At 65.3% G+C, this 22,654-nt stretch carries 22 protein-coding genes and 3 tRNA genes; 5 read left to right on the top strand and 20 right to left on the bottom strand.

The genetic code is table 11. The annotated features are described in order from the left end of the window. Nucleotides 1–14: 14 nt before the first annotated feature. Both AC4BCK_RS03175 and AC4BCK_RS03170 read right to left on the bottom strand, forming a co-directional pair. Nucleotides 15–668 (bottom strand): DedA family protein, encoded by a 654-nt coding sequence (locus tag AC4BCK_RS03175; RefSeq protein WP_174179461.1) that lies wholly within the window; start codon nt 666–668, stop codon nt 15–17. Nucleotides 669–739: 71 nt separating this feature from the next. Continuing rightward, the gene (locus AC4BCK_RS03170) at nt 740–1,339 is read right to left on the bottom strand and encodes a helix-turn-helix domain-containing protein (RefSeq protein ID WP_364274070.1); all 600 of its coding nucleotides are present in this window, start codon (nt 1,337–1,339) and stop codon (nt 740–742) included. Between the two features lie 67 nt (nt 1,340–1,406). On the opposite strand from AC4BCK_RS03170, the gene AC4BCK_RS03165 reads away from it, so the two are divergent. Then, a complete protein-coding gene (locus AC4BCK_RS03165) occupies nt 1,407–2,384 on the top strand; it encodes an NAD(P)/FAD-dependent oxidoreductase (protein ID WP_363956410.1) in 978 nt (325 codons plus the stop codon). Here AC4BCK_RS03165 and AC4BCK_RS03160 read toward each other — a convergent pair. The 4 genes from AC4BCK_RS03160 to AC4BCK_RS03145 are packed head-to-tail and all read right to left on the bottom strand — an operon-like array spanning nt 2,371 to nt 6,749. Next, nucleotides 2,371–3,147, bottom strand: a complete 777-nt coding sequence (locus tag AC4BCK_RS03160) for an enoyl-CoA hydratase (protein ID WP_363956407.1) — start codon at nt 3,145–3,147, stop codon at nt 2,371–2,373. The two genes, AC4BCK_RS03165 and AC4BCK_RS03160, sit on opposite strands and share 14 nt — an antisense overlap. Continuing rightward, a complete protein-coding gene (gene mmsB, locus AC4BCK_RS03155; protein WP_363956404.1) occupies nt 3,144–4,133 on the bottom strand; it encodes a 3-hydroxyisobutyrate dehydrogenase in 990 nt (329 codons plus the stop codon). The genes AC4BCK_RS03160 and mmsB overlap by 4 nt, the downstream gene beginning before the upstream one ends. Beyond that, nucleotides 4,126–5,250, bottom strand: coding sequence for an enoyl-CoA hydratase/isomerase family protein (locus AC4BCK_RS03150; protein ID WP_363956401.1), 1,125 nt, complete (start codon nt 5,248–5,250; stop codon nt 4,126–4,128). Before AC4BCK_RS03150 ends, mmsB begins: the two co-directional genes overlap by 8 nt. Continuing rightward, nucleotides 5,250–6,749 (bottom strand): CoA-acylating methylmalonate-semialdehyde dehydrogenase, encoded by a 1,500-nt coding sequence (locus AC4BCK_RS03145; protein ID WP_363956398.1) that lies wholly within the window; start codon nt 6,747–6,749, stop codon nt 5,250–5,252. The genes AC4BCK_RS03150 and AC4BCK_RS03145 overlap by 1 nt, the downstream gene beginning before the upstream one ends. 257 nt (nt 6,750–7,006) lie before the next feature. Between AC4BCK_RS03145 and AC4BCK_RS03140 the strand changes: the two genes are divergently transcribed. Both AC4BCK_RS03140 and AC4BCK_RS03135 read left to right on the top strand, forming a co-directional pair. Further along, nucleotides 7,007–7,813 carry an exodeoxyribonuclease III gene (locus tag AC4BCK_RS03140; RefSeq protein ID WP_174179448.1) on the top strand — a complete coding sequence of 269 codons (807 nt, stop codon included), beginning with the start codon at nt 7,007–7,009 and terminating at the stop codon, nt 7,811–7,813. 34 nt (nt 7,814–7,847) lie between these two features. Beyond that, entirely contained in the window at nt 7,848–8,744 is an 897-nt protein-coding gene (locus AC4BCK_RS03135) for a DUF8083 family protein (protein ID WP_363956395.1), read from the top strand. A 24-nt stretch (nt 8,745–8,768) separates the two neighbouring features. Here AC4BCK_RS03135 and AC4BCK_RS03130 read toward each other — a convergent pair whose 3' ends face one another. The 14 genes from AC4BCK_RS03130 to AC4BCK_RS03065 form a co-directional block, all read right to left on the bottom strand. Beyond that, complete coding sequence (locus tag AC4BCK_RS03130; protein WP_363956392.1) at nt 8,769–9,821, bottom strand: LacI family DNA-binding transcriptional regulator; 1,053 nt, start codon at nt 9,819–9,821, stop codon at nt 8,769–8,771. A 116-nt stretch (nt 9,822–9,937) separates the two neighbouring features. After that, complete coding sequence (locus tag AC4BCK_RS03125; RefSeq protein ID WP_364320069.1) at nt 9,938–10,912, bottom strand: carbohydrate ABC transporter permease; 975 nt, start codon at nt 10,910–10,912, stop codon at nt 9,938–9,940. Beyond that, nucleotides 10,909–11,874, bottom strand: a complete 966-nt coding sequence (locus tag AC4BCK_RS03120) for a carbohydrate ABC transporter permease (protein WP_363956386.1) — start codon at nt 11,872–11,874, stop codon at nt 10,909–10,911. The genes AC4BCK_RS03125 and AC4BCK_RS03120 overlap by 4 nt, the downstream gene beginning before the upstream one ends. Nucleotides 11,875–11,963: 89 nt before the next feature. Then, the gene (locus AC4BCK_RS03115) at nt 11,964–13,304 is read right to left on the bottom strand and encodes an ABC transporter substrate-binding protein (protein WP_363956492.1); all 1,341 of its coding nucleotides are present in this window, start codon (nt 13,302–13,304) and stop codon (nt 11,964–11,966) included. Nucleotides 13,305–13,439: 135 nt separating this feature from the next. Next, nucleotides 13,440–14,051, bottom strand: a complete 612-nt coding sequence (locus AC4BCK_RS03110; RefSeq protein ID WP_364320067.1) for a hypothetical protein — start codon at nt 14,049–14,051, stop codon at nt 13,440–13,442. Continuing rightward, complete coding sequence (locus tag AC4BCK_RS03105; protein ID WP_400593876.1) at nt 14,048–14,656, bottom strand: hypothetical protein; 609 nt, start codon at nt 14,654–14,656, stop codon at nt 14,048–14,050. The genes AC4BCK_RS03110 and AC4BCK_RS03105 overlap by 4 nt, the downstream gene beginning before the upstream one ends. Beyond that, entirely contained in the window at nt 14,653–15,033 is a 381-nt protein-coding gene (locus AC4BCK_RS03100; RefSeq protein ID WP_400593873.1) for a hypothetical protein, read from the bottom strand. Before AC4BCK_RS03100 ends, AC4BCK_RS03105 begins: the two co-directional genes overlap by 4 nt. Next, nucleotides 15,030–15,221 carry a hypothetical protein gene (locus AC4BCK_RS03095; protein WP_066273523.1) on the bottom strand — a complete coding sequence of 64 codons (192 nt, stop codon included), beginning with the start codon at nt 15,219–15,221 and terminating at the stop codon, nt 15,030–15,032. Before AC4BCK_RS03095 ends, AC4BCK_RS03100 begins: the two co-directional genes overlap by 4 nt. Continuing rightward, nucleotides 15,218–15,691, bottom strand: a complete 474-nt coding sequence (locus tag AC4BCK_RS03090) for an Asp23/Gls24 family envelope stress response protein (RefSeq protein ID WP_310111817.1) — start codon at nt 15,689–15,691, stop codon at nt 15,218–15,220. Before AC4BCK_RS03090 ends, AC4BCK_RS03095 begins: the two co-directional genes overlap by 4 nt. Before the next feature lie 124 nt (nt 15,692–15,815). Continuing rightward, nucleotides 15,816–17,411, bottom strand: coding sequence for a glycoside hydrolase family 68 protein (locus tag AC4BCK_RS03085; protein WP_363956377.1), 1,596 nt, complete (start codon nt 17,409–17,411; stop codon nt 15,816–15,818). 465 nt (nt 17,412–17,876) lie between these two features. Beyond that, entirely contained in the window at nt 17,877–19,739 is a 1,863-nt protein-coding gene (locus tag AC4BCK_RS03080; RefSeq protein ID WP_251424619.1) for a BCCT family transporter, read from the bottom strand. A gap of 272 nt (nt 19,740–20,011) precedes the next feature. After that, nucleotides 20,012–20,087, bottom strand: a tRNA-Phe gene (locus AC4BCK_RS03075). A gap of 48 nt (nt 20,088–20,135) precedes the next feature. Then, nucleotides 20,136–20,209 (bottom strand) — tRNA-Asp (locus tag AC4BCK_RS03070). Nucleotides 20,210–20,300: 91 nt separating this feature from the next. Continuing rightward, a tRNA-Glu gene (locus AC4BCK_RS03065) sits at nt 20,301–20,373 on the bottom strand. A gap of 165 nt (nt 20,374–20,538) precedes the next feature. Here AC4BCK_RS03065 and AC4BCK_RS03060 point away from each other — a divergent pair. Then, nucleotides 20,539–21,582 (top strand): PHP domain-containing protein, encoded by a 1,044-nt coding sequence (locus AC4BCK_RS03060; protein ID WP_310111823.1) that lies wholly within the window; start codon nt 20,539–20,541, stop codon nt 21,580–21,582. A gap of 89 nt (nt 21,583–21,671) precedes the next feature. After that, complete coding sequence (locus AC4BCK_RS03055) at nt 21,672–22,652, top strand: DMT family transporter (protein WP_174179421.1); 981 nt, start codon at nt 21,672–21,674, stop codon at nt 22,650–22,652. The last annotated feature ends 2 nt before the right edge of the window (nt 22,653–22,654 follow it).

Below are 22,654 nucleotides of genomic sequence, written 5' to 3'. Positions count from 1 at the left end.
GCGGGATAGGCCCGTCAGCGGCGGACTTTTTCCCGCTTGAGCCGCCGCACCACGAGCAGGACTACCGTCACGCCCAGCGCGGCGTAGACCGCGTAGTTCAGGAACCTGGAGTACTGCTCGATCAACTGGTATTGGGTGCCCAGCAGGTACCCGAGGCCGATCAGGGCCCCGTTCCAGAGTCCGCTGCCCGCCAGGGTGTACACGCTGAAGGTGGCCAGGGGCATCCCGGATGCTCCGGCCGGGAGGGAGATCAGGCTGCGGACACCGGGGAGCAGCCGGCCGAAAAAGATGGAGGACCTGCCGTGGCGGCGGAACCATCCCGCCGCTTTCTCGAAGTCCTCCTGGTCCACCAGGGGGAGCCTGGACAGCCCGCGGATGGAACGTTGAAGGCCCAGCTTCGCGCCCAGCCAGTAGAGCAACAGGGCACCGAGGTAGGCCCCGAGGGTACTGGTCACAAAGACGAGGATCAGCTGCAGGGAACCCTGTTTGGCGAGGTAGCCGGCCAGGGGAAGGATCACCTCGCTGGGGATAGGCGGAACCACCGTTTCGGCGAGGGTAAAAGCACCGACGCCCCACTCACCCATGTGCTCTATGGTCCGGGCAGCAACGCCCACCAGGCCGGTCAAATTGTCAGTTGAGCCGCCAGCGCCTGCCGCCATTCCCCACATAGAACTCCCCATCTGCTTCCGGCCGTCCCGTCCTGTCTACCTTACGCAGCTGGGAAAAAGCTGGACCAGGTTCAGGACGGGCGGGAACGGACATGCATCCGCTCCCCCTGGGTGCCGAAAAGGCTGAGGAACTCAACCGGTTTTCCATCCGCCCGGCCGAACCAGTGCGGGACGCGGGTATCGAACTCGGCGGCCTCCCCCGCGCCCAAAACGAGGTCCTGGCTGCCCAGCACCATACGGAGCTTTCCGTTGAGGACATACAGCCATTCGTAGCCTTCGTGTACCTGCGGGTTGGGCTGGTCCAGCGGCCCGGCCGGCAGGATGTGCTTGTAGGCCTGGATGCCGCCCGGCTTCCGGGTGAGCGGAATGATGGTCATCCCCCGCGCCATGATGGGCCGCAGGTGGACCCGGGGATCTCCCGTTGCGGGCGCACCCACCAGTTCATCAAGCGGGACGTGATAGGCCCTCGCCAGGGGCAGCAGCAGCTCGAGGTTGGGGCGGCGATGGCCGGACTCCAGCCTGGAGAGGGTACTCATCGAGATACCGGTGGCGTCTGCCACTGCTGACAGGGTGATGTCCCGGGCCAGGCGGAGCGCCCTGAGGCGCGGCCCCACCGCCGCAAGCACAGCGTCCGTTCCCGACTCCCTGCCGCTTTCTGCTCCTGTATCCATGGCACCATATTGCCATTCCGGCAAAATACTTTGCCAGTCCTGACGGGAACGCAGCAGCATTGGAGCCATGACTGAAAACTTCGAAACACTCCATGACGTCCTGATTGTTGGCGGCGGCGCTGCCGGACTGAGTGCGGCCCAGATGCTGGGCCGCAGCCGCCGTTCCGTGGCCGTGGTGGACGGCGGGGAACCGCGCAATGCCCCTGCCGCAGGTGTCCACGGCTTCCTGTCCCGCGACGGGATCAGCCCTGGTGAGCTCCTTGCTGTCGCCCGCACGGAGGCTGAGAGCTACGGGGCTGCCGTGGTCAACGGCAGGGTCGTGGCTGCCGCCGGCGGCCTGGCGCAGGGCTTCGAAATATCGCTCGACGACGGCACGCAGCTGCGCGGCCGGCGCCTGCTGATTGCCACCGGGCTCACGGACGAGCTGCCCGCGGTCGATGGGCTGCGTGAGCGCTGGGGCAGGGACGTGCTGCACTGCCCGTTCTGCCACGGCTGGGAAGTGCGGGACCAGGCCATCGGCATCCTGGGGAACGGCCCGTGGTCGGTGCACCAGGCCCTGCTCTTCCGGCAGTGGAGCAGCAACATTACGCTGTTCCTGAACAACAGGGTTGCCCCGTCTGAAGCCGAATCCGAGCAACTGGCGGCCCGCGGGATCCGGGTGGTGGACGGGGCTGCCGAAGCCGTCCGGGTTGAACGTGACCGGCTGCGCGGAGTCGCCCTGGCCGGAGGCCCGGAGATTGCCGTGGAGGCGCTGGTGGTTGGCCCGCGCGCCCATGCCCGGCTGGAAGCCTTTGCCGGCCTTGGCCTGGCCCCGTCCGAACATCCGTCCGGAGCGGGAACCTTCCTTGAAACGGATGCCGACGGCGGCACGCCCGTCCCCGGTGTCTGGGCGGCAGGCAATGTCACGGACCTGAAGGCGCAGGTGCTGGCCTCGGCGGCCGCTGCCGCCTGGACTGCCGTCGTCATTAACAACCACCTCATGGCGGAGGAGCTGGCAGCGGACGTCGACGCCTACCGGAGGGCGCTGGCCCCTACCGGTGCCTGAACTCGGGCTGGCGCTTCTCCGTGAACGCCGCCATGCCTTCCTTCTGGTCCTCGGTGGCGAAGAGGGAGTGGAACAGCCGGCGTTCGAACAGCACCCCCTGGGCGAGCCCGGTCTCGAAGGCGGCGTTCACGGCTTCCTTGGCAACCATGGCCACTGGCCTGGACTTGGAGGCGATCACGTCGGCGGCCTTCAGGGCCTCGTCCACCACGTCCTCGGCGGGTACCACCCGGGACACCAGGCCGCAGCGGTCGGCCTCCTCCGCCCCGATGAACCGCCCCGTAAGGATCAGGTCCATGGCCTTGGCCTTGCCCACGGCGCGGGTCAGCCGCTGTGAGCCGCCCATGCCGGGCAGGACGCCAAGGTTGATTTCCGGCTGTCCGAACTTCGCGTTGTCTCCGGCGATGACCAGATCGCACATCATGGCAAGTTCACAGCCCCCGCCCAGGGCAAATCCCGTGACGGCCGCGATGGTGGGGATGCGCAGCCTGGTGAAGTCTTCCCAGCCGCGGAACCAGTCGGCGGCGTACATGTCCATGTAGCCCTGCGCCGCCATCTCCTTGATGTCGGCGCCGGCCGCGAAGGCCTTGCCGGAGCCGGTAATAACAACTGCCCCCACCCCGGGGTCGGCATCCATCGCCTTTACCGCGGCCACCAGTTCCTCCATGGTGGCTTTGTTCAGGGCGTTCAGTGCCTGCGGGCGGTTCAGTGTCACCAGGCCCACCCGGCCCCGCTGCTCCACAAGGATGTTCGCGTATTCCGTCACTCCGGGCTCCCGTCGTCCTGCGCTGCGCTCTGTGGCGCACTGCCTGCTGAGTTCTCTGGTCCGCCGCCCGCCGGGCGGCCGGACATGTCGCGGATGTCGGTGATGATGCCGGAAAAGTCCCTTCCCGCGCCCTCCCCTGCTGCAAACGTACCGTAGATTTCCGCGGCGAGCGGGCCCATCCGGGCAGCCACCCCGGTGCTGTTGAGGGCGTTGACGGCCAATGAGAGGTCCTTGGCCATCAGGGCCCCGGCGAAACCCGGCTGGTAGTCACGGTTGGCCGGGCTGGTGGGGACGGGGCCGGGCACCGGGCAGTTGGTGGTGAGGGCCCAGCATTGTCCAGAAGCCGCGGAGGCCACATCGAAGAGCGCCTGGTGGCTCAGGCCCAGCTTCTCCCCCAGGACAAACGCCTCGCTGACCGCGATCATGGAGACCCCAAGGATCAGGTTGTTGCAGATCTTTGCGGCCTGGCCCGCGCCATGGCCGCCGCAGTGGACTACGCGCTTGCCCATCACGTCCAGCAGCGGCTGCACCGCCTCGAAGTCCGCAGCGTCCCCGCCCACCATGAAGGTGAGGGTGCCTGCCTCGGCTCCCACCACCCCGCCGGAAACCGGCGCATCCACGGAGCGGTGGCCGGCCTCGATGGCGAGGGATGCTGCTTCCCTGGCCTCGTCCACGTTGATCGTGGAGCAGTCCAGGAACATGGTCCCGGGCTTCGCCGCCGCCAGCAGCCCGGACTGCCCCTCCCAGCCACGATAGGCCTCCAGGACGTGCCGGCCGCTGGGGAACATGGTGAGGACAACATCAGCCCCGGAGGCGGCTTCAACAGCACCAGCTGCAACCGGGACGCCGCTGGCCTTGGCGGCGTCGAGGGCCGCCGGCACCACATCGAAGCCCGCCACGGCATAGCCCGCCTTGACCAGGTTCACGGCCATCGGACCACCCATGTGGCCGAGGCCCAGGAAGGCGACAGTGTATTTCTCAGTCATGGTCAGGCTCCTTTAGCTGCGGGTCCACGCCCCGAAGGTCCAGTTCCCGGCTCCCCAGGGGCTCAAAAAAGCGCTCCACCTGCTCCGGCGCCACGTCCGCCAGGGTGGCCGGGTTCCAGCGGGGGTTCCGGTCCTTGTCCACCACTTGCGCCCGGATGCCCTCCCGGAAATCCGGCGCTTCCAGGAACCGCAGGCCCGTTCTGTACTCCTGCGCCAGCGCCTCATCCAGGGTCCGGCCCTTCACGCGGCGCAGGGCGGCCAGCGTGACCTTCACCGACGTGGGCGATTTCGCCTCGATGGCGTCTGCCGCCTGCGAGGCCTTGTCCCTGCCCCCGCCCTCGTAGCCCCGCAGGCGCCGGACGATGTCACCGGCGTCATCAGCGGAGTAGCAGGCGTCAATCCAGTCCCGCTGTTCCTGCAGCGCCGAGGGCGGAGCTTCCGTGCTGTAACGCCCGACGGCGGCTTCCGCTGGTTCGTGTTCCAGCGCCGCCACCAGGGCGGGCAGCTTTTCCGACGGGACGAAGTGGCTGGCCAGGCCGAGGTACAGCGCATCCGCTCCGTCCAGGTGTGCGCCGGTCAGGCCTGCGTGGGTTCCGGTCTCACCGGGGGCGCGGGACAGCAGGAACGTCCCGCCGACGTCGGGCGCGAAGCCGATAGTGGTTTCCGGCATCCCCGTGCGGGTGCGTTCGGTAACCACCCGCACGGACCCGTGGGCGGATATTCCGACGCCGCCGCCCAGCACCAGCCCGTCCATCAGTGCCACGTAAGGTTTGGGATAACGGGCGATCAGGGAGTTGACCCGGTACTCGGTTGCCCAGAAACGCGCGGTCCGTTCCCCGCCCTCCAGCATGTCCCGGTAGATGGCCACAATGTCGCCGCCGGCGCAAAGGCCCCGGTCTCCGGCGCCCTGCACCAGCACCGTGGCAACGCCGTCGTCGTCCGCCCAGGCGGTGAGCTGCTCCAAAAGTTGCCCCACCATGCCGGCCGTGAGCGCGTTAACCGCCCTGGGCCTGTTGAGGGTAATGACGCCCAGCCGGCCGCGGCGCTCGAACAGCACCTCCCGGCTGTCCACTGAAACCCCTGTATCAGCCGTGCCCTGCGGTGCGCTGTGCGTCATCAACTTCCTTCCGGCATCACGAAGCTGGCTCCGTGCCTTATTCCCGAGGGCCACCGCGTGGTCACCGTTTTGGTCTTGGTATAGAAGCGGAAAGCGTCCGCACCGTGCTGGTTCAAATCGCCGAATCCCGACGCCTTCCAGCCGCCGAACGTGTAGTAGGCGATGGGCACGGGGATGGGGACGTTGATCCCCACCATGCCCACGTCCACGCGGGTGGCGAAATCGCGGGCGGCGTCACCGTCCCGGGTGAAGATGGCCACGCCGTTGCCGAACTCGTTCCTGGTGCAGAGCTCGAGCGCTTCGTCGTAGTCTGCCGCCCGGACCACGCACAGGACAGGACCGAAGATCTCGTTGCGGTAGATCGCCATGTCCGTGGTGACGTGGTCGAAAAGGGTGGGCCCTACCCAGAAGCCGTCCTCATGTCCCGGCACACTGAGTCCCCGGCCGTCCGCCAGGAGCGTGGCCCCGGAGTCAGCCCCCGCCTGGATGTAGCCCTCGATGCGTTCCCTGGCATCGGCCGACACCACCGGGCCAAAGTCGGACGCCTGGTCAAGGCTGTGGCCCACCTTGAGGGCTGCGACGCGGTCCAGGAGTTTGGCCACCAGCCGGTCCGCCGTTTCCTGCCCCACGGGCACGGCAACGGAGATGGCCATGCAGCGCTCCCCGGCGGAGCCGTAGCCGGCGCCGATGAGGGCGTCCGCCGCCTGGTCCAGGTCGGCGTCGGGCATAATCACCATGTGGTTCTTGGCCCCGCCGAAGCACTGGGCCCGCTTTCCGTGGGCGGCGGCCGTGGCATAGATGTACTGGGCAATCGGGGTGGAACCCACAAAGCCCACCGCTTTGACGCGAGGATCCTCCAGCAACGCGTCCACGGCCTCCTTGTCGCCATTGACCACGTTGAACACCCCGTCCGGAACGCCCGCTTCGGTATACAGCCCGGCCAGGCGCAGCGGTACCGAGGGGTCCCGTTCGGAGGGTTTCAGGATGAAGGCGTTGCCTGCGGCCAGGGCAGGGCCGGACTTCCACAACGGGATCATGGCCGGAAAGTTGAACGGGGTGATGCCGGCGACGACACCCAGCGGCTGGCGCAGCGAGTGGATGTCTATCCCCGGTCCGGCGTCGCTGGAGAACTCTCCCTTAAGCAGGTGCGGCGCCCCGGCGGCGAACTCCACCACCTCCAGGCCCCGCTGGATGTCGCCTTTCGAGTCGGCGAGTGTCTTCCCGTGTTCGGAGGACAGCAGCCGGGCGAGCGCGTCCAAGTCCCGGTTGACCAGGTCTACAAACCTAAGCAGGATCCTCCCCCGGCGCTGGGGGTTCATGGCCGCCCACTCCACCTGCGCCTTCTCCGCGACGGCAACAGCGTTCTGCACCTCATCCCGGCCGGCAAGCGGCACGCGCGCCTGGACCTGGCCGGCGCACGGGTCGAAGACGTCGCCAAAGCGGCCCGACAGGCCTGCCGCATGCTGGCCGTTGATGTAGTGGGAGAGTTCACGGACCATGACTGCACGCTCCTTCGCATGTGATCCAGGTCATTTCTGGTTGCGAATATACTCGGACTTCCTACTAACTTCCACCAGGCCCCGCTCCGTCCCTGTTCCGCAGTCCCAGCCACATGGCAGGCTCCGCCGTGCCGGGGCACATTGGGGCCTGGCCCGGCCGAAGGGAGCTGCGTGCGGCGGTGTGTCCGCGCCGTTGTGCCCCGTTTCGGCGGCACTTCCGGGTCCGCATTTCCGGCGCTCAAGGTAGGTTAGGAACTGTGAAGATAGCTACCTGGAATGTGAACTCGCTCCGTGCCCGCGCCGACCGCGTTGAAGCCTGGCTTCAGCGCAGCGACTGCGACGTCCTGGCCATCCAGGAGACCAAATGCAAGGACGACAACTTCCCGTGGGAACTCTTTGAGCGCATGGGCTACGAGGTGGCCCACTTCGGGGTAAACCAGTGGAACGGGGTTGCCATCGCCTCCCGCGTGGGGCTGGAGGACGTTGAGCGGACGTTCCTGGACCAGCCCTCCTTCGGCAAGGCGGGCAAGGACCCGGTCCAGGAAGCCCGCGCCATGGCAGCAACCTGCGCCGGAATCCGCATCTGGAGCCTCTACGTCCCCAACGGCCGTTCCCTGGACGACGAACACATGCCCTACAAACTCAAGTGGCTGGAGAGCCTGAAGACCCACGCCCAGGAGCTCGTCACGCAGGACCCGGGTGCCCAGGTGGCCCTAATGGGTGACTGGAACATAGCGCCCTTCGACGAGGACGTGTGGGACATCGACCTCTTCGTCAACAACCGGTACACGCACGTCAGCCCGCCGGAGCGCGCCGCCTTCCACGCCTTCGAGTCGGCAGGCTTCACCGACGTGGTGCGTCCCTACACACCGGGACCGGGCGTCTACACCTACTGGGACTACACCCAGCTGCGCTTCCCCAAGAAGGAAGGCATGCGGATCGACTTCGTGCTGGCCTCACAGGCATTGGCAGCGCGCGTCACCGGCGCTTCGATCGACCGCGAGGAGCGTAAAGGCAAGGGCGCTTCGGACCACGCGCCCGTGCTGGTGGAACTGGCGGACTGATGACTGCGACCTGGACCCACGCAAGGAGGCCGTCGTGACCGGAAACCTCTACCGGGGCCAGGCCGGCTTGCCGTTCTCGTCAACCCTGCGCGTCTACGAACCGCTGGAGGCCTTCCCCGAAGAGCAACGCCAGGCGATCCGGGAGGCAGGGGCACGTGCCGCCTCCCGCGCCGCCGTCGAAAACGCCGAACTGCTTGCCTCCCTGGGGCGCATCACGCGCTCCGGAGGCGACCCCTTCCCCACCGGACGCACAGACCTGGTGCGCGTCACCACCGCCCCGGCACCTGTCGCAGGGAGTGACAGCGAACCATCCGCTGACGGAGCCGGTGCCGAGCCTGTGCTGCTGTACTGCCCCAGCCAGCTGGTGCTGCGCGCCGGCCTGGCCGCCAACGCACTGATGGAGGGCATCCACGGCCCGCTGGCGGAACTGCTGATCCCCGAGGAACAGCGGGACAAGCACCAGGAACGGATTGACCAGGTAAAGGCCCGCGACGGCTCAACCCGCGTGCACACCCGGGCATCCACGTGGGGAATCCCGTTCAGCTGGTTCTCGCTGTTCATGGAGTCGGACCACAAGGACGTTGTGGAGTCCGGGGGGCGGATCGTCACAGTACGGGTGTGGGCGACCATCACCGAGGCCCTGGAGCGTGCCCGCTACGCGGTGGCCAACCTGGCCCTGGCGGCGCCGGACCTGGACATGCTGGACGATCTTGCCCAGCTCACCGAGTGGCTTGAGATGTTCCACGTGGACTCGATGGTGGAGCTCGATTACGGTGCTGTGGCGGACAAGGTGTACCCGGACGAATCCCCCATGGACATCAGGCTGGGCATCGAGTGCCTCGCGGAGGGCGACATGACCGGCGCTGCTGCAGCCTACCGCCGCCTGGCGTCCCGCTGGATTCCCATCCGGCAGCTGGCGCGCGCCTCCTGAAGCTGCAACCGCGGATGGATGCCCCTAGGACTGTGGCGGCGCCGTCGTCCTTCTGACAATCAGTTCATGGGGCGCGACGGCGGACTGGACCGCCCCAACCTGCCCGTCCAGTTCATCAAGGAGCATCTTGGTGGCCAGCTCGGCCTGTTCGTCGGGCCGCTGGCCCACCGTTGTCAGGCCCACGGCCTCAGCAAAGTCATGGTTGTCGATTCCCACGACGGACAAATCTTCCGGGACCCTGACGCCGAGGCGGGAGGCTTCGAAGATCACGCCCATCGCCATCTCGTCCGAGGCACAGAAGATGGCGGTGGGCTTGGCCCCGGGCTTGGACCAGAGCCTGCGGAAGGCCGCCTGTCCGCTGCGGACCGTGAAGTCGCCCCATTCGTCCCACTCGGACCGGGTGGGAAGCCCGGCCGCCGTCATCACGTCCTTGAACGCCAGGATGCGGACGCGGGGAACGTCGAAGTTCAGGTCCGTCTCGTCGTCGCCGTGCAGCAGCGCAATGTCCCGGTGGCCCAGGTCGATCAGGTGGCGGACGGCCGTGGAGGCTGCCGCGTAGTCGTCTATCCCGATGTAGGCGCATTCCTCGACATGGCCGCCGACCACCACCAGGGGAATGTCGATTTTCTGCAGGTGCTCGAGTTCCTCATGGGTCAGCGCCATACACAGGACCAGCAGCGCATCGATCTGCTTGTAGACCATGGTCTTGCTGAAGAGCCTTTCCCGGTTGCTGCCGTGCCCGCCCAGGTTGAACAGGGAAAGGTTGTAGTTGCGGGCATGCAGTTCCCTGTCCGCACCCTCGATGGCCTTGGAAAAGAACCACCGGCTCACAAAAGGCGCCAACACCCCGATGGTCTTGGTCCGGCCGGTGGCAAGGCCCGAGGCCGAGCTTGAGGCCACATAGCCCAGGTTCTCCGCTACCTGGAGGATTTTTTTCCGCGTTGCCGGTGAGACCCTGGGCAGTCCCCGGACCGCCCGCGAGACTGTGGCCGTGGATACACCAGCGGCGGCCGCCACGTCTTCAATGCTGACGCCGCTGTGGCCGCCCCGTTGAGACCTTTCAGTTGTGCGTGCCACGATGTCCCCTCTGGTACTCATCTTGAGCCTTTCCGGCCCCTCATCACTTGATAAGGGGCCATCCAGTGCCGGCAGGGCTGCGGCCAGCCGGTAAGTCTGCGGGCCGCCGCGGTCTGTCAGCCCTTGAGGCCTCCTGCAAGGAGCCCGCGGACGAAGTACCGCTGCAGACTGAAGAAGACGGCAAGCGGAACGATGATGGAAACAAAGGCTGCCGCTGGATTCAGGTAGTCCCGTGCACCGCGGGTTCCAGAGATCTCCGCCAAGCGTTGGGTGATGGGGGCCACGTCCGCGGTTCCGCCGGAGAATACCAGAGCCACGAGCAGGTCATTCCATACCCAAAGGAACTGGAAGATCGCCAGCGATGCAAGAGCTGGGACCGACAAAGGCAGGATGACCCGCCAGAAGATGGTCGTGTGACCGGCGCCATCCATCTTGGCAGCTTCAATAACCTCACCTGGAATTTCAGAAATGAAGTTGTGCAACAGGAAGATGCCGAGCGGCAAGCCGAAGATGGTGTGGGCGATCCATAGTTGGGTATATGACCCCGGCGGAATCTGCAGGACCTGGGTGAAGAGCTGGAGGAGTGGAATCAGGGCCATTTGCAAGGGGATGATCTGCAGCGCGAAGACGAAAATAAAAGCGGCTTCCCGGCCCTTGAAGTTACCCCATGCAAAAATGTAGGCGGCCATGGACGCCAGAACCAGGACAAAGACGGTAACCGGAATGACAATGGCCAGTGAGTTGGCAAAGTACTGCGTCAGGTTAGCCGCTTGGGAACCGCCAGGAGCAGTAACGTCCACATAGTTCTTGAACGTGAACTGCCAGTCGCCAAAGAAATTCCACCAGCCGTCCGAACGGGGTCCCACCTGTTTTGTGGCTGGCCGGAATGAAGACACCAGCAGGCCAAATGTGGGAATGGTCCAAACCACAGCAATGATCAGGGCAGCGGCTGTCGCCCAGCGGGACGTGAGTCTGCTCTTGACCCGGCGCATGATCGGAGCGGAACTTTCACCCACTGGAGTGGCGCCGTTGCCATGCTTGGCCGCAGTTCGTGTTTTTGCCGCCTCATCCGGCGCTGGCATGACGGTCATCGGATTTCCTTTTGCTGACGAAGAACGCGGGCGTTGTAAACGACGATTGGCAGGACCAGCAGGAAGAGGATCAATGCCAGCGCGGCACCCCTGCCCGGCTCGCCGGCACGGAACGCCTGGGTGTACATCTCGTTGGCAACCACCGAGGTTTCATAATTGCCGGCGGTCATGGTGCGGACGATGTCGAACACTTTCAGCGTAGCGATGGTAATTGTGGTGAGCACAACGACGAGGGACCCGCGTATGCCCGGGATGGTGACGTTGCGGAACTGCTGCCAAGGGTTGGCACCGTCCAGCCTGGCAGCCTCCACCAGTTCTGCAGGCACGCCTTTGATCGCGGCCGAAAGTATTACCATGGCGAAGCCCGTCTGGATCCAGACCATCACAATGATCAGGAAGATGGTGTTCTCAGGGGCGTCCAGCAGGAACTGCTTGGGCTCCATTCCAAAAGTGACCCGCAGTGCGTTCAGTACGCCGGTTTGCTCAATCTCGGGACCGCGATAGTCGTAAACGAGTTTCCAGATGATGCCTGCGCCGACAAACGAAATGGCCATGGGCATGAACACGAGGGCTTTCAGAATCCGCTCACCGTGCGCTTTATCGATAAAGACTGCATAAGCCAAGCCAAAAACGGTAGAAAGCAACGGTACAAGAACGGTCCAGATGATGGTGTTCCGGAGCGTTACCAAGGCTTCCGGCTGCGTGAACATCCAGACGAAGTTATCAACCCCGTTCAATTTGCCATTGGCATCGGTGAACGCCAGGAACGAGGTCTGCGCGGCGGGGTATACCAACCCAACGAGCAGGAGGATTGCTGCAGGGGCGAGGAAGCCTGCAACCGTGAGTTTGTCTTTGGCGGATTTTGGTGCCCTGTCCACCAACAGCATGATGAGTCCAATAAGCGCAGCGAAGACCGCCAGCGCGATCACGACTTGAAGGAACTTTCCTCCGATGAATTCCATTGCCTGTCTCCGTGGTTGTCCGTTGATCGAATATGCAGGATGAAACTGTGCCCCCGGCTTTGAAGCCGGAGGCACAGAACCAGGGAGGGTTAGCCCTTAGGCCAGCTGCTTTCGATGCTGTCCGCGACATCCTTGGACGGCGTTCCGTTGATCCATGCAACGATGCCCTTCCAGAAGGAGTTGGAACCAACAGCGCCGGGCATCAGGTCGGAACCGTCAAAACGGAACACTGTTTCTTCGTCCTGGAGCAACTCAATGCTCAGCTTGTCCAGCTCGGTCTGCGCATTGGCCGGGTCGAGGCCCTTGTTTGCGCTGACGACGCCTCCCAGCTTGACGCGGTCGTTGGCAAATTCAGCACTGGCGAGGTAAGCCTGGAACGCCTGAGCCTCGGGGGTGTCCTTGTAGGCGCCAACCATTTCGCCACCGCCTGTGATGGTGAGGCCCTTGGACTCGTCGATCGGCGGGGTCATGAAGGCCCAGACGTCGCCGTCCTCGGCAACGATGGTGCCTTCGGGCCAGTTGGAAGCCTGGAAGTTCGCCTGGTGGTGCATGGCGCACTGTCCATCAAGCACCGGCTGACCCGCTTGTGCGAAGCCCGTGGTGAGAATGGAGCGTACGTCACCGAATCCGCCGTTCACCATCTTGTCGTCAAGCAGGATCTCCCCGGTCTTATCCATCGCCTCCACGATGCGGGGGTCGTTGAAGGGAATCTCGTGATTGACCCACTGATCGTAAACCTCAGGGCCCTGCGAGCGGAGCACCACGTCTTCCACCCAGTCCGTTCCCGGCCAACCCGTTGCTTCACCGGATTCGAAACCGGCACACCAGGGCTTCATGCTTCCCTCATCCGCGATCTTCTTGGAAAGCTCCAGCATTTCGTCCCAGGTCTTGGGAACTTCCCAGCCCTTGTCTTCGAAAGTCTTGGGCGCATACCAGACGTATCCCTTAACGTTGGCCAGCATCGGGGCGGTGTAGAACACGCCATCTACAGTGCCGTACTTTTTCCAGTCCGCCGACCAGTTCTTATCAACTGCGTCCGATACGGCCGGCGGCGCGGGCTTCAGGTTTCCGGCTCGGGCCTGGTCTGCCATCAGACCGGGCTGCGGGAAAATTGCGATGTCGGGTGCGTTGCCGGCCTTCGCGCGAACACCAATCTGGGTCTCGAACTCCTTGCTGCCCTCGTACTTGACCGTGGCTCCGGTGCACTTTTCGAAAGCAGCCCACGTCTTCTCAAGGTTGGTGGCCTCCGTATCCACGATGGTCGAGTACACGGAGACCGTCTTCCCGTCGTGCTTGCCGTAGCTTTCGTACTTGGAACAGTCTGCGGTGGCGGCCGGATCAGACGCCCCTTCTTCCGAACTGCATGCGCTGAGGGACAGCGCCACAATTCCGGTCACCGCTACCGGTAGCAGGTACTTGCGATTTTTCATGCAAAGAACTCCTCTATGAGTTGCAGAAATGACATCCGCCAGAAACTTTGTGGTGACCATCACGGTAATTTGGCCGGGGGCGCTCATGCAAGCGTTTACACCGATTTGTTTCTGAACGGTAACCTAAAAATTGCCTCAGCGGACGCGCTCTGCCCTGCGGAAGCGCGTCCGCGCTCCGGCTCCGATATGGATCAGCACGGGAATGTCCTTTCCCACGGCCTGTTCCAGGGCTGATACCAGCACCGACACCTCGTCTGCGAGCAGGTGCGGGGCCACGCCCTGCCGCGGAAGGAGCCGGACCTTCAACGCGGGTGCGCCTTTGACGTCGTAGGTGGTCACTGTGGCGCCGGCAAGGTCCGGACGGTGCGCGAGGGCATGTTTCAGCGCCTGCTCAGCCACTCCCCCGCCGATCCGCACGTCTCCCGGGACCTCACCGGGATCGTACTCGACGGCCAGCACATCGTCCCGCCCTTTGCCCTGCTGGGCAACCCAGGCCACCATGAGGCCGATCACCACCAGCAGGCCCAGCGCCACCAGGATCCACAGCCAGCTTTCGGGCCGTCCCGGAAACCGGGTGGCGTTAAATGCCGCGTTGATTCCGCTCCACGCGTCCGCGGACCAGGACCGCCACCAGGAGCCCACCGCGGGCACCGCGGCCAGCAACATCAGCAGGCCGCCCGTTCCAAGCAGCAGCAGTCCCAGGGCCGCGACCAGGATCCGGTTGAGAAGAGTGGGGGTACTGTTCATGCGCCGATCACTCCGGAGGTTGCCACGTTCACCCGCACCTCGGGCAAGGGATCCAGCGCCATGGCATCCACTTCGCTCCGGACTGCCGCGAGGACCGCGTCCTGGTTCACGGGCACGCCGGAGGTGGGCCGGACGTTCACCACTACCTGCCGCCTCGAGACCACCACCATGACCTGTTCCGGCGTGACGTTTGCAGCAAGCCGGGCACGCCGTGCCAGCGAGGACGCAATGACTTCATCGTCCACCACAACGGCCGGGCCTGCGGCGTCCCTGCCGCCACCCATAAGGTGGCGGGCGCGGCGTCCGGGCAGAATCCCATTAAGGAGGAAGACCAGGCCGGCCATTGCCAGTACCGCTCCAATGGCGCCCAGCAGCAAGGGAGGGATTCCCGCCGGCAGCGCAACCAGGCGCTCTGCTGCCACCTGCGGCTCGATCAGCCAGGCCGGTTGCCCTATGGCATGGACTGCTGCTTCGAGGAGCCCGTAGGCCGCAAGCACGATGACCAGGACGGCGGCTGCGGTAGCCACCACAGCACGCGATGACCGGGTTTCACGGCGCAGTATCCGGTCCATGTCCGGGCCTTGGCCCTCAACGCGGCGGCTCATCGCACGCGCCCCCCTTCACTGATCTTTGCCCCGGTGATCCTGATGTCCACGCGGCTCAATCCGGAACCGCTAAGCTCCGCCACCGTGGCCAGGATTCCCGCCTTTGCCCTGACGGTCCGGTCCCAAATGGAACCTCCTGTTCCCGCGACGCGCGAGGGATCCAGGACCACCGCGCTCAGCGGGGGCATGCTGATGGGCGCGACGAGGGACAGCGCCAGCATGCCGTCGTCGTCCGACCAGTCAGCGCGGACGTCTTCGGCTTCCACGCCGAGGAATTGGGCTGCTGCGGCTTTGGCGAGGCTTGTCAGGGCCTGGGTACTGATGCGGTTGTGGCCGCTCAGCTCTTGGCCCCGGACGGCCGGGGCTGTGGAGCTCATGAGGACGAGCGCCGGCCGATGATGGCGTCCAGGACCCCGCGAAGGTCCAGCTTCCCTTCGGCGGCCCGGCCCAGCAGTGCCCCGATGGCCATGAAGAGGAGGGAAACCAGGAAGCCCCATAGCCCGAACTGGAGGGACATGAAGGCGACGAACGCGCCCATTGCTGCGCCGGCCACGGTGAGGTTCACAGCAGCGCCTCCCTTCCGGCACTGCCGGAAACGTCAGCCGGTCCGGAAACGGCGGGTTTGACCGGAGGCGGAATGTAGACGTCAGTGATTTCAACGTTAACCTCGATCACCTGCAGCCCCACGAGTTCCTCCACCGCCCGGTAGACAGCGGCGCGGACCTGGTTGGCGAGCGAGTGGAGCGGTGTCCCGTAGCTGGCCACGAGGCTGATGTCCACGGCAACCTGCGTTTCGCCGACTTCGGCCCGTACCCCGGCGGCATGGTCGGAACTGCCGACGGCGTCACGGATGGCGCCGAGCGCGCGTGACGGGACAGAGCCCAGGGAGTAGACACCGGGGACGGAACGGGCTGCTATGCCCGCCACCTTGGCGACGGCTGTCTCGGATATAACGGTCCGGCCGGGGCCGGGTACGGGAACCGGCGCGGCACGCTGCTGTAGCCCCTGGCTGGGTTGTGGGTTCTGGTATTCCATCAGGCACTCCCCCTTCTGTTGATCCCCACCCTATCCCCGGCGGTGCCTTAACGGCAGCAGGCAGGGGCGCCCGTGATCCGGACGTCCCTGCCTGTAGCTGGACTGCACTCAAGGGCAGTCGGATTTACTTGTAGTGGCCCTCGCCGCCAACGCGGAGGTTGGTGGGCAGGTAGCCGAACGGGCCAAGGCCGTCCTGGCCGAAGCTGCGGTCCACCTGCGAGATGCCGTCCCGGAAGTTGATCTTCACGGTGGGTGACAGCGAGCCGCCGCGTACGCCGTTCACGTTGTCGATGAACGACTGGACCAGCCCGCCGGGCTGCACGTAGTGGGAGTACGCCTGGAACTGGCGGCCGTTCTGGTTCGGGGTGGGTGCCTCAGGGGACTCCGACGGCAGGTTCAGGTCCGTGGGCGAGCCCAGGGCCAGGCCGCTGTTGTTCATCGGCTGGTAGTCCGAGCGGACGCCGTCGCCGACGAAGCCGTAGACGCCGTCCGGGCCGCGCATGCCGGCGGCGTACGTGAACTGGTGGCTGATGGTGAACAGGTAGTACTTGTTCTTGCCGCCCTCATTCTGGATGAAGATCTGCGGACGCTCGGTCTGGTCGTTCACGCAGTTGGCTGAGAGGATCGGCGGCAGGAAGGACCACTTGGTCAGGTCCTTGTTGTCTGCAACTGCCAGGCCCACGTTCGCTGTCTGGTAGTAGGCTCCGCTGCTGTTGACCTCGTCAACGGACTCGGCATTGGCATCGCCGGGGCGGTAACCGAGGTCTTCGGGCTTGCACTCGTACTCGCCGCGCGTGCCGCCGGTGTTGCCTTCGAAGACCATGAAGGTCTTGCCGGGGTGGGCAGGGTCGGCAAAGGTGTAGGGGTCGCGGAAGGCGAAGCCCGGGTTCTGTTCCTTGGTCTGGTACATCTTTCCGTCAGGCTCAAGCAGGTTGGTGTGCTCGAAGCCGTCGAACGTGACGCCATTCTCGTCTGCATGGATCTTGCCCAGGGCCTTGGCGATGGACGCATCCGGGGCGATGCCGCCGCCGCCTGCGTTCCGTTCGGCAATGTCGTAGAACGTGGTGGCCGTGTAGAACACGTTCACGTGGTTGCCCTGCATCAGGCGGGTGGAGCCGGACCATTCGGTGTTGCCGATGGACGCACCATCGGCGAAGACGTGGCCGCCGTAGTTCCATTTGTCCTTGGCCGGGTCGGCGTTGGTCTTGCGGAAGAAGTAGCCGATGCGGGCGTTCCAGTGGCGCTGGTCGAAGCCATAGCCGGCGTGGCGGTCAGCAACGAGCGAGAAGATGACGTCCCAGCCCTTGTAGCTGATCTGGTTCGCGTTTTCGTCGGTGAGGGACCAAGTGTCCCAGACCCACACGTCCTCGTTCATGGTGGGGAAATCCTCGGGGATCTCCGGCATGGTGACGTCCGGGCTCATGGAGTTCTCGCCAGGGGCAACAGTGGGGTCGCTCTGCGCCATGATCTGCTTGGCGTCGGCGCGGGTCCACTTGGAGGTGAAGTCCGACGCCGGGTCGAAGGCTTCCTGCGTGTGTTCCGTGGGGAGGGGGAAACCGGGGGTGGGCGCCGGCATCTGCTCGGCGGCCGGCGGATCGGCCGGCTCGTTGGCCTGGGCTGAGGGAACGGCCAGGAAGGCCGAGGCAGCAACGGCTGTGGCCAGTGCTGCGGCGGCGGGGCGCCACCGCAGCATCCGGGGTGATTGGGGGTGCTTATGCATTGTTGCTCTTCTCGCGGAGTTGAAACTATTCGTGGAAGACGGGCGGATGCCCATGCCCTTCGAACTCCGGCGGCCTCCGGCGACACGGCAGGCGTCATCGGGGACGCCGTTGTATCAAGGGGGGAACGGGGTTGGGTGGTCCCCGTAGAAGTGGCCCGGAACTGTGGTGCTTTCCTGGCCGCGCCTCCACCGTAGGCAGCCTCCACGGAAGAGATCAAACCAGGTTTCTTCGTCCTTTTTCCGGGTGGAGCCGAATTTGCGCAAGCGCTTACACCTAACCCCTGACGCGCGCGTGCCACAACCTTCCGCCGAGATCAAATGTTGCCTTCGAGGGGGTGCAAAGGTGAGAAATGCCACCTCTTGCCCGGGCTCCGGTCCGGTGCCCGGGCACAAAAAGGGAGGCACCCGTCCGGCTGGACTGGTGCCTCCCTGAGGGGCCGGAACCGGCTACGTCCGGTGCTTTGACTACGTCCTGGATTGTCCTCCCGGCGCCGGGTCCGCGGCCTCGCCTGCGGCCAGGCGTTCGCTCAGCTGCGCCTCCACGGCTTCGCTGACCTGGTCCTGCACCTGGTCCGCCAGGTGCTCCTGGTAGTGCTCCTGGACAGAGTCGTGGATCTGTTCGGCCACGTGCTCCTGGTAATGCTCCTGGACGGAGTCATGCATGGAGTCCTGGACCTGCTCCGTGACATGGGCCGCCATCTGGTCGCGGGCCAGCTTGCGCTGTGCGCGCATCAGGGTCTCGTGTTCCCGGTGGAAGGCCTTGGCCGTGGAGATGCACATCAGGATGATCACCACGCTGAAGGGCACGGCGGTGAGGATGGCGGCGGTCTGGATCGCCTGCAGTCCATTGGCCAGGAGCAGGGCGATGGCAACGGCCGCGGCGGCCAGCGCCCAGAAGATGCGCAGCCAGTTCCTGGGTTCCACGTCGCCGCCGGTGGAGATCATGCCCATCACCAGCGCACCGGAGTCCGCCGACGTGATGAAGAAGATGGCGATCAGGAGGATTGCACCCACGGTAAGGACAACCCCGCCGGGCAGGCTGCCCAGCAGGTTGAACAGTGCGCCCTCGGTGTCCACGGTGCCGTCGTCGCCAATGAGCCCGCCGCTGCCGAACAGTTCGCGGTGGATGGCGGCGCCGCCCAGGACGGAGAACCACAGGAAGCCCATGGCGGTGGGTACCAGGAGGACGCCGGCCACGAACTGGCGGACGGTGCGGCCCTTGGAAATGCGGGCGATGAAGATGCCCACGAACGGCGCCCAGGAGATCCACCAGCCCCAGTAGAAGGTGGTCCAGGCGGCCTGCCACGCCTCGCCCTCAGCGCCGGAGAAGGCGAGAGTGTTGAACGTCAGGCCTACGACGTTCTGGAAGTAGTGGCCTATCGACTGCACGAACTCGCGCAGCAGGAACAGCGTGGGGCCGGTGAACAGCACCACCAGCATGAGCAGCGCGGCCAGGACCAGGTTGGTGTTGGAGAGCCACTTCATGCCCTTGCCCACGCCCGATACCACCGAAATGATGGTCAGCGTGATGATGCAGAGGATCAGACCGATCTGCGTCATGGTGGTGGCCTGGACGATGTTGGCCTGCTCAAGTCCTGCGGAGATCTGCAGGACGCCGAGGCCCAGTGAGGTGGCAACGCCGAACAGGGTGCCTACCAGGGCCACGATGTCGATCAGGTTGCCCCAGCCGCCGGAAACGCGCTTGCGGCCCAGGAGCGGCTCCAGCGTCCAGCGGATGGAGATGGGGCGGTTCCTGCGGTGCACGGCGTAGGCGATTGATACACCCACCACGACGTAGATGGCCCAGGCGTGGAGGCCCCAGTGGAGATAGGTCTGCGTCATCGCCTGCTGGGCAAGCTCCAACGGGGAACCTTCGACGCCGGGCCGGGGCGCGGCAAAGTGGTTCAGGGGCTCGGCCACACCGAAGAAGACAAGGCCGATGCCCATGCCCGCCGCGAAGAGCAGGGCAAACCAGGACACCACCGAGAACTCGGGCTCGTCATCGTCCTGGCCCAGCTTGATATCGCCGTAGCGGCTGAGTCCGATCCACAGTGAAAACACCACGAAGAGCGCAACGGCTGCAACGTAGTACCAGCCGAACCACCGAATGACGTTGCCCTGGATGGCGGTGAACAGATCGGTGGCAGCCGCCGGGAAGATCGTGGCAAAGAGGACAAAAACGATGATGACTGCGGCTGCCGGCCAGAAGACCCACCGCGCGAGCTGCGGGCCGTCGGTTTGGGGGGGCTGTTCCTCCTCCTTCTTGACGGCGGGAGGTGTTTCCCCGGGTGGTTGGCTGATGGTCCTGGTGCCGGATGAGGCGGACATTCCCAGTTTCTCCTTATGCGCTGTAGGCGCTCAGACTGCTTGTGCAGATTCGTCTCGTGTACGTTCGTCTGTTCGGGTGTTTTGTTGTGCTGGTGCCGCGTGTCCGCGGCGGTGCAGCCTGCAAGTTTACGGAACCTGAAAAGCCATCGGCGGGAGGATGGCCGGGCCCGTGGGGTTTTGATGCCGGATCGAGACGTAGCTCCGTGCGGCCCTATAACTGTAGGCCCGGAAAATAAGAAAAGCACCAGTTCCGAAGAACTGATGCTTCCCAGTGGTGGCTCCGACCGGCGTCGATCCGGTGACCTTTCGATTTTCAGTCGAACGCTCTACCAACTGAGCTACAGAGCCTAGGTGACTAGTCACCATGACAGCCGGAATCTCTTCCAACAATCAGAGCGACCCTGACGGGACTTGAACCCGCGACCTCCGCCGTGACAGGGCGGCGCGCTAACCAACTGCGCTACAGGGCCTTGCGTTTCTTGCTTCCGCGGTATCTCTACCGCTTTTTTCAAGGCTTCCAGCCTACCAGACATTTTCTGCCTGTTTGACCAGTTCCTTGCGTACCCCCAACGGGATTCGAACCCGTGCCGCCGCCGTGAAAGGGCGGTGTCCTAGGCCGCTAGACGATGGGGGCCAGAACCCGTTCGGAACAAAATAAAAGGCGTCAAGCTGGGCTTTCCGTCTTTGTCCTTTGCGTTTCTCCGAACTGGACTCTAAAACTATAGGGCCTAGGCAGGAATTATCCAAAATCGGCGAAAAACACCGCCACGGAGCGGGCGGGACGGGTGAAGATGGACGAATGGATGCCGTAGCAGCACTCAATGAGATCGCCTTCTGGCTGGAGCGCGGACGCGCTGCCACCTTCAAGGTCCAGGCATTCCGCAAGGCAGCGGCGGCCATCAGCGCGCTGCCGCCGGAGGAAGTGGCCGCGCGCGCCGGAAACGGCCGGCTGAAATCGATGAAGGGCATCGGCGACCGGACCTACCAGGTGATCCGCCAGGCGGTGGAGGGCCAGGTTCCGGAGTACCTGGCGGATCTCCGGGAGAAGGGTGCCGCGCCGCTGGCGTCCGGAGGGGCGGAACTCCGCGGGATGCTGCGGGGAGACCTGCACAGCCACAGTGAATGGTCCGACGGCGGCTCCCCCATCGAGCTGATGGTGGCTGCCGCCGGGGTGCTGGGAAGGGAATACCTCGCCCTCACAGACCACTCCCCCAACCTCACCATTGCGAACGGGCTTTCCGCCGAACGCCTGCTCCGGCAGCTGGACGTGGTGGAGGCAATCAATGCAGGCCCCGTTCCAGGCGACGGCGGCCAGCCGGGCAGGCCGGTCCGGCTGCTCGCCGGAATCGAGGTGGACATCCTGGAATCGGGCGAACTGGACCAGGACCCGGAACTGCTTGACCGCCTGGACATTGTGGTTGCCAGCGTCCATTCAAAGCTGCGCGCGGACAGCAGGACCATGACCCGCCGCATGCTCGGCGGCATCCAGGACCCGCACACCAACGTCCTGGGCCACTGCACCGGGCGCCTCGTGGAGGGGCAGCGCGGTACGCGGCCGCCGTCCGACTTCGATGCAGAAGCAGTGTTCGCGGCGTGCGCGGAACACAACGTCGCCGTGGAGATCAACTCTCGGCCGGAACGCCAGGACCCGCCGGATCCCCTGATCCAGCTCGCCCTGGACGCCGGCTGCCTGTTCTCGATCGACAGCGATGCCCATGCACCCGGCCAGCTCGACTTCCTGCAGTACGGTGCCGAGCGCGCGGAAAAGAACGGCGTCCCCGCGGACCGGATCATCACCACGTGGCCCGTGGAACGCCTGCTGGAATGGGCGGCGCCGCAATAGCCCCTGGGCGGAGTCTTTTGGCAGGAAGTTGCCCAGACGTGGCCGATTTCCGCCAGCCAGCTGCCCTTGCAGCCGGATAGATTTGCTGCATGCCTTCAACCAGCCCCGCCAACCGGACTGCCACCGCACCGCCCCACACCGCAGCAACCCCGGTCAAGGCACTTGGGGTGGCTGCCATGGTGGTCACCGTGGTCCTCTGGGCGTCCGCCTTCGTGGGCATCCGGGCGATCGGCCCCCACTTCTCCCCCGGCTCCCTGACGCTTGGCAGGCTGGCGATTGCCGCCGTCGTCCTCTCCCTGCTGGTGCTGCCCCAACTGGTGAAGACCCGGCTCCTTCCCAAGGGCCGGGAGTGGTGGCCGATCCTGGCCTACGGGGTGATGTGGTTCGGCGGGTACAACGTGGCGCTGAACGCCGCCGAGCATGTGCTTGACGCGGGCACCAGCGCCCTGCTGATCAACGTGAACCCCATCCTGGTGGCCATCATGGCCGGCATCTTCCTCAAGGAGGGCTTCCCGCGGTGGCTCATCATCGGAAGCCTGGTGGCGTTCGCCGGCGTGGCCTTGATCGCCTTCGGATCAGCCAAGTCCTCCGCGCCCGGGGAAGGCGCGACGACGGACGTGGCAGGTGTGCTGCTGTGCCTCCTTGCCGCCGTGCTCGCCGCCGTCAGCGTCATCATCCAGAAGCCGGTGCTGCGCAAGTTTCCTGCCGCCCAGGCCACGTGGTTCGGGATCCTGGTGGGTGCGCTCTGCTGCCTGCCCTTCGCGGGCCAGCTGGTCAGCGAACTGCAGGCGGCGCCGCCGGCGGCAACGTGGGGGCTGGCCTACCTCGGAATCTTTCCCACGGCGATTGCCTTCACCACATGGGCGTACGCGCTCTCGCTGGTGGACGCCGGCAAGCTGGCGGCCACCACCTACCTGGTGCCCGGCACCACCATCCTGATTTCCTGGCTCCTGCTGGGCGAGGTTCCTGCCTTCCTGGGCCTGGTGGGCGGCCTGGTCTGCCTGGTGGGCGTGGCGCTGACCCGGCGCAGGAGCCGGGACCAGAGGACCGGGGCGGCCGGTTCCCGCTAGAG

The sequence above is a fragment of the Pseudarthrobacter sp. As-47 genome (assembly GCF_058215595.1).
The sequence above is the reverse complement of the archived record's forward strand: the minus strand, read 5'-3'. Positions and strand labels throughout refer to the sequence as shown.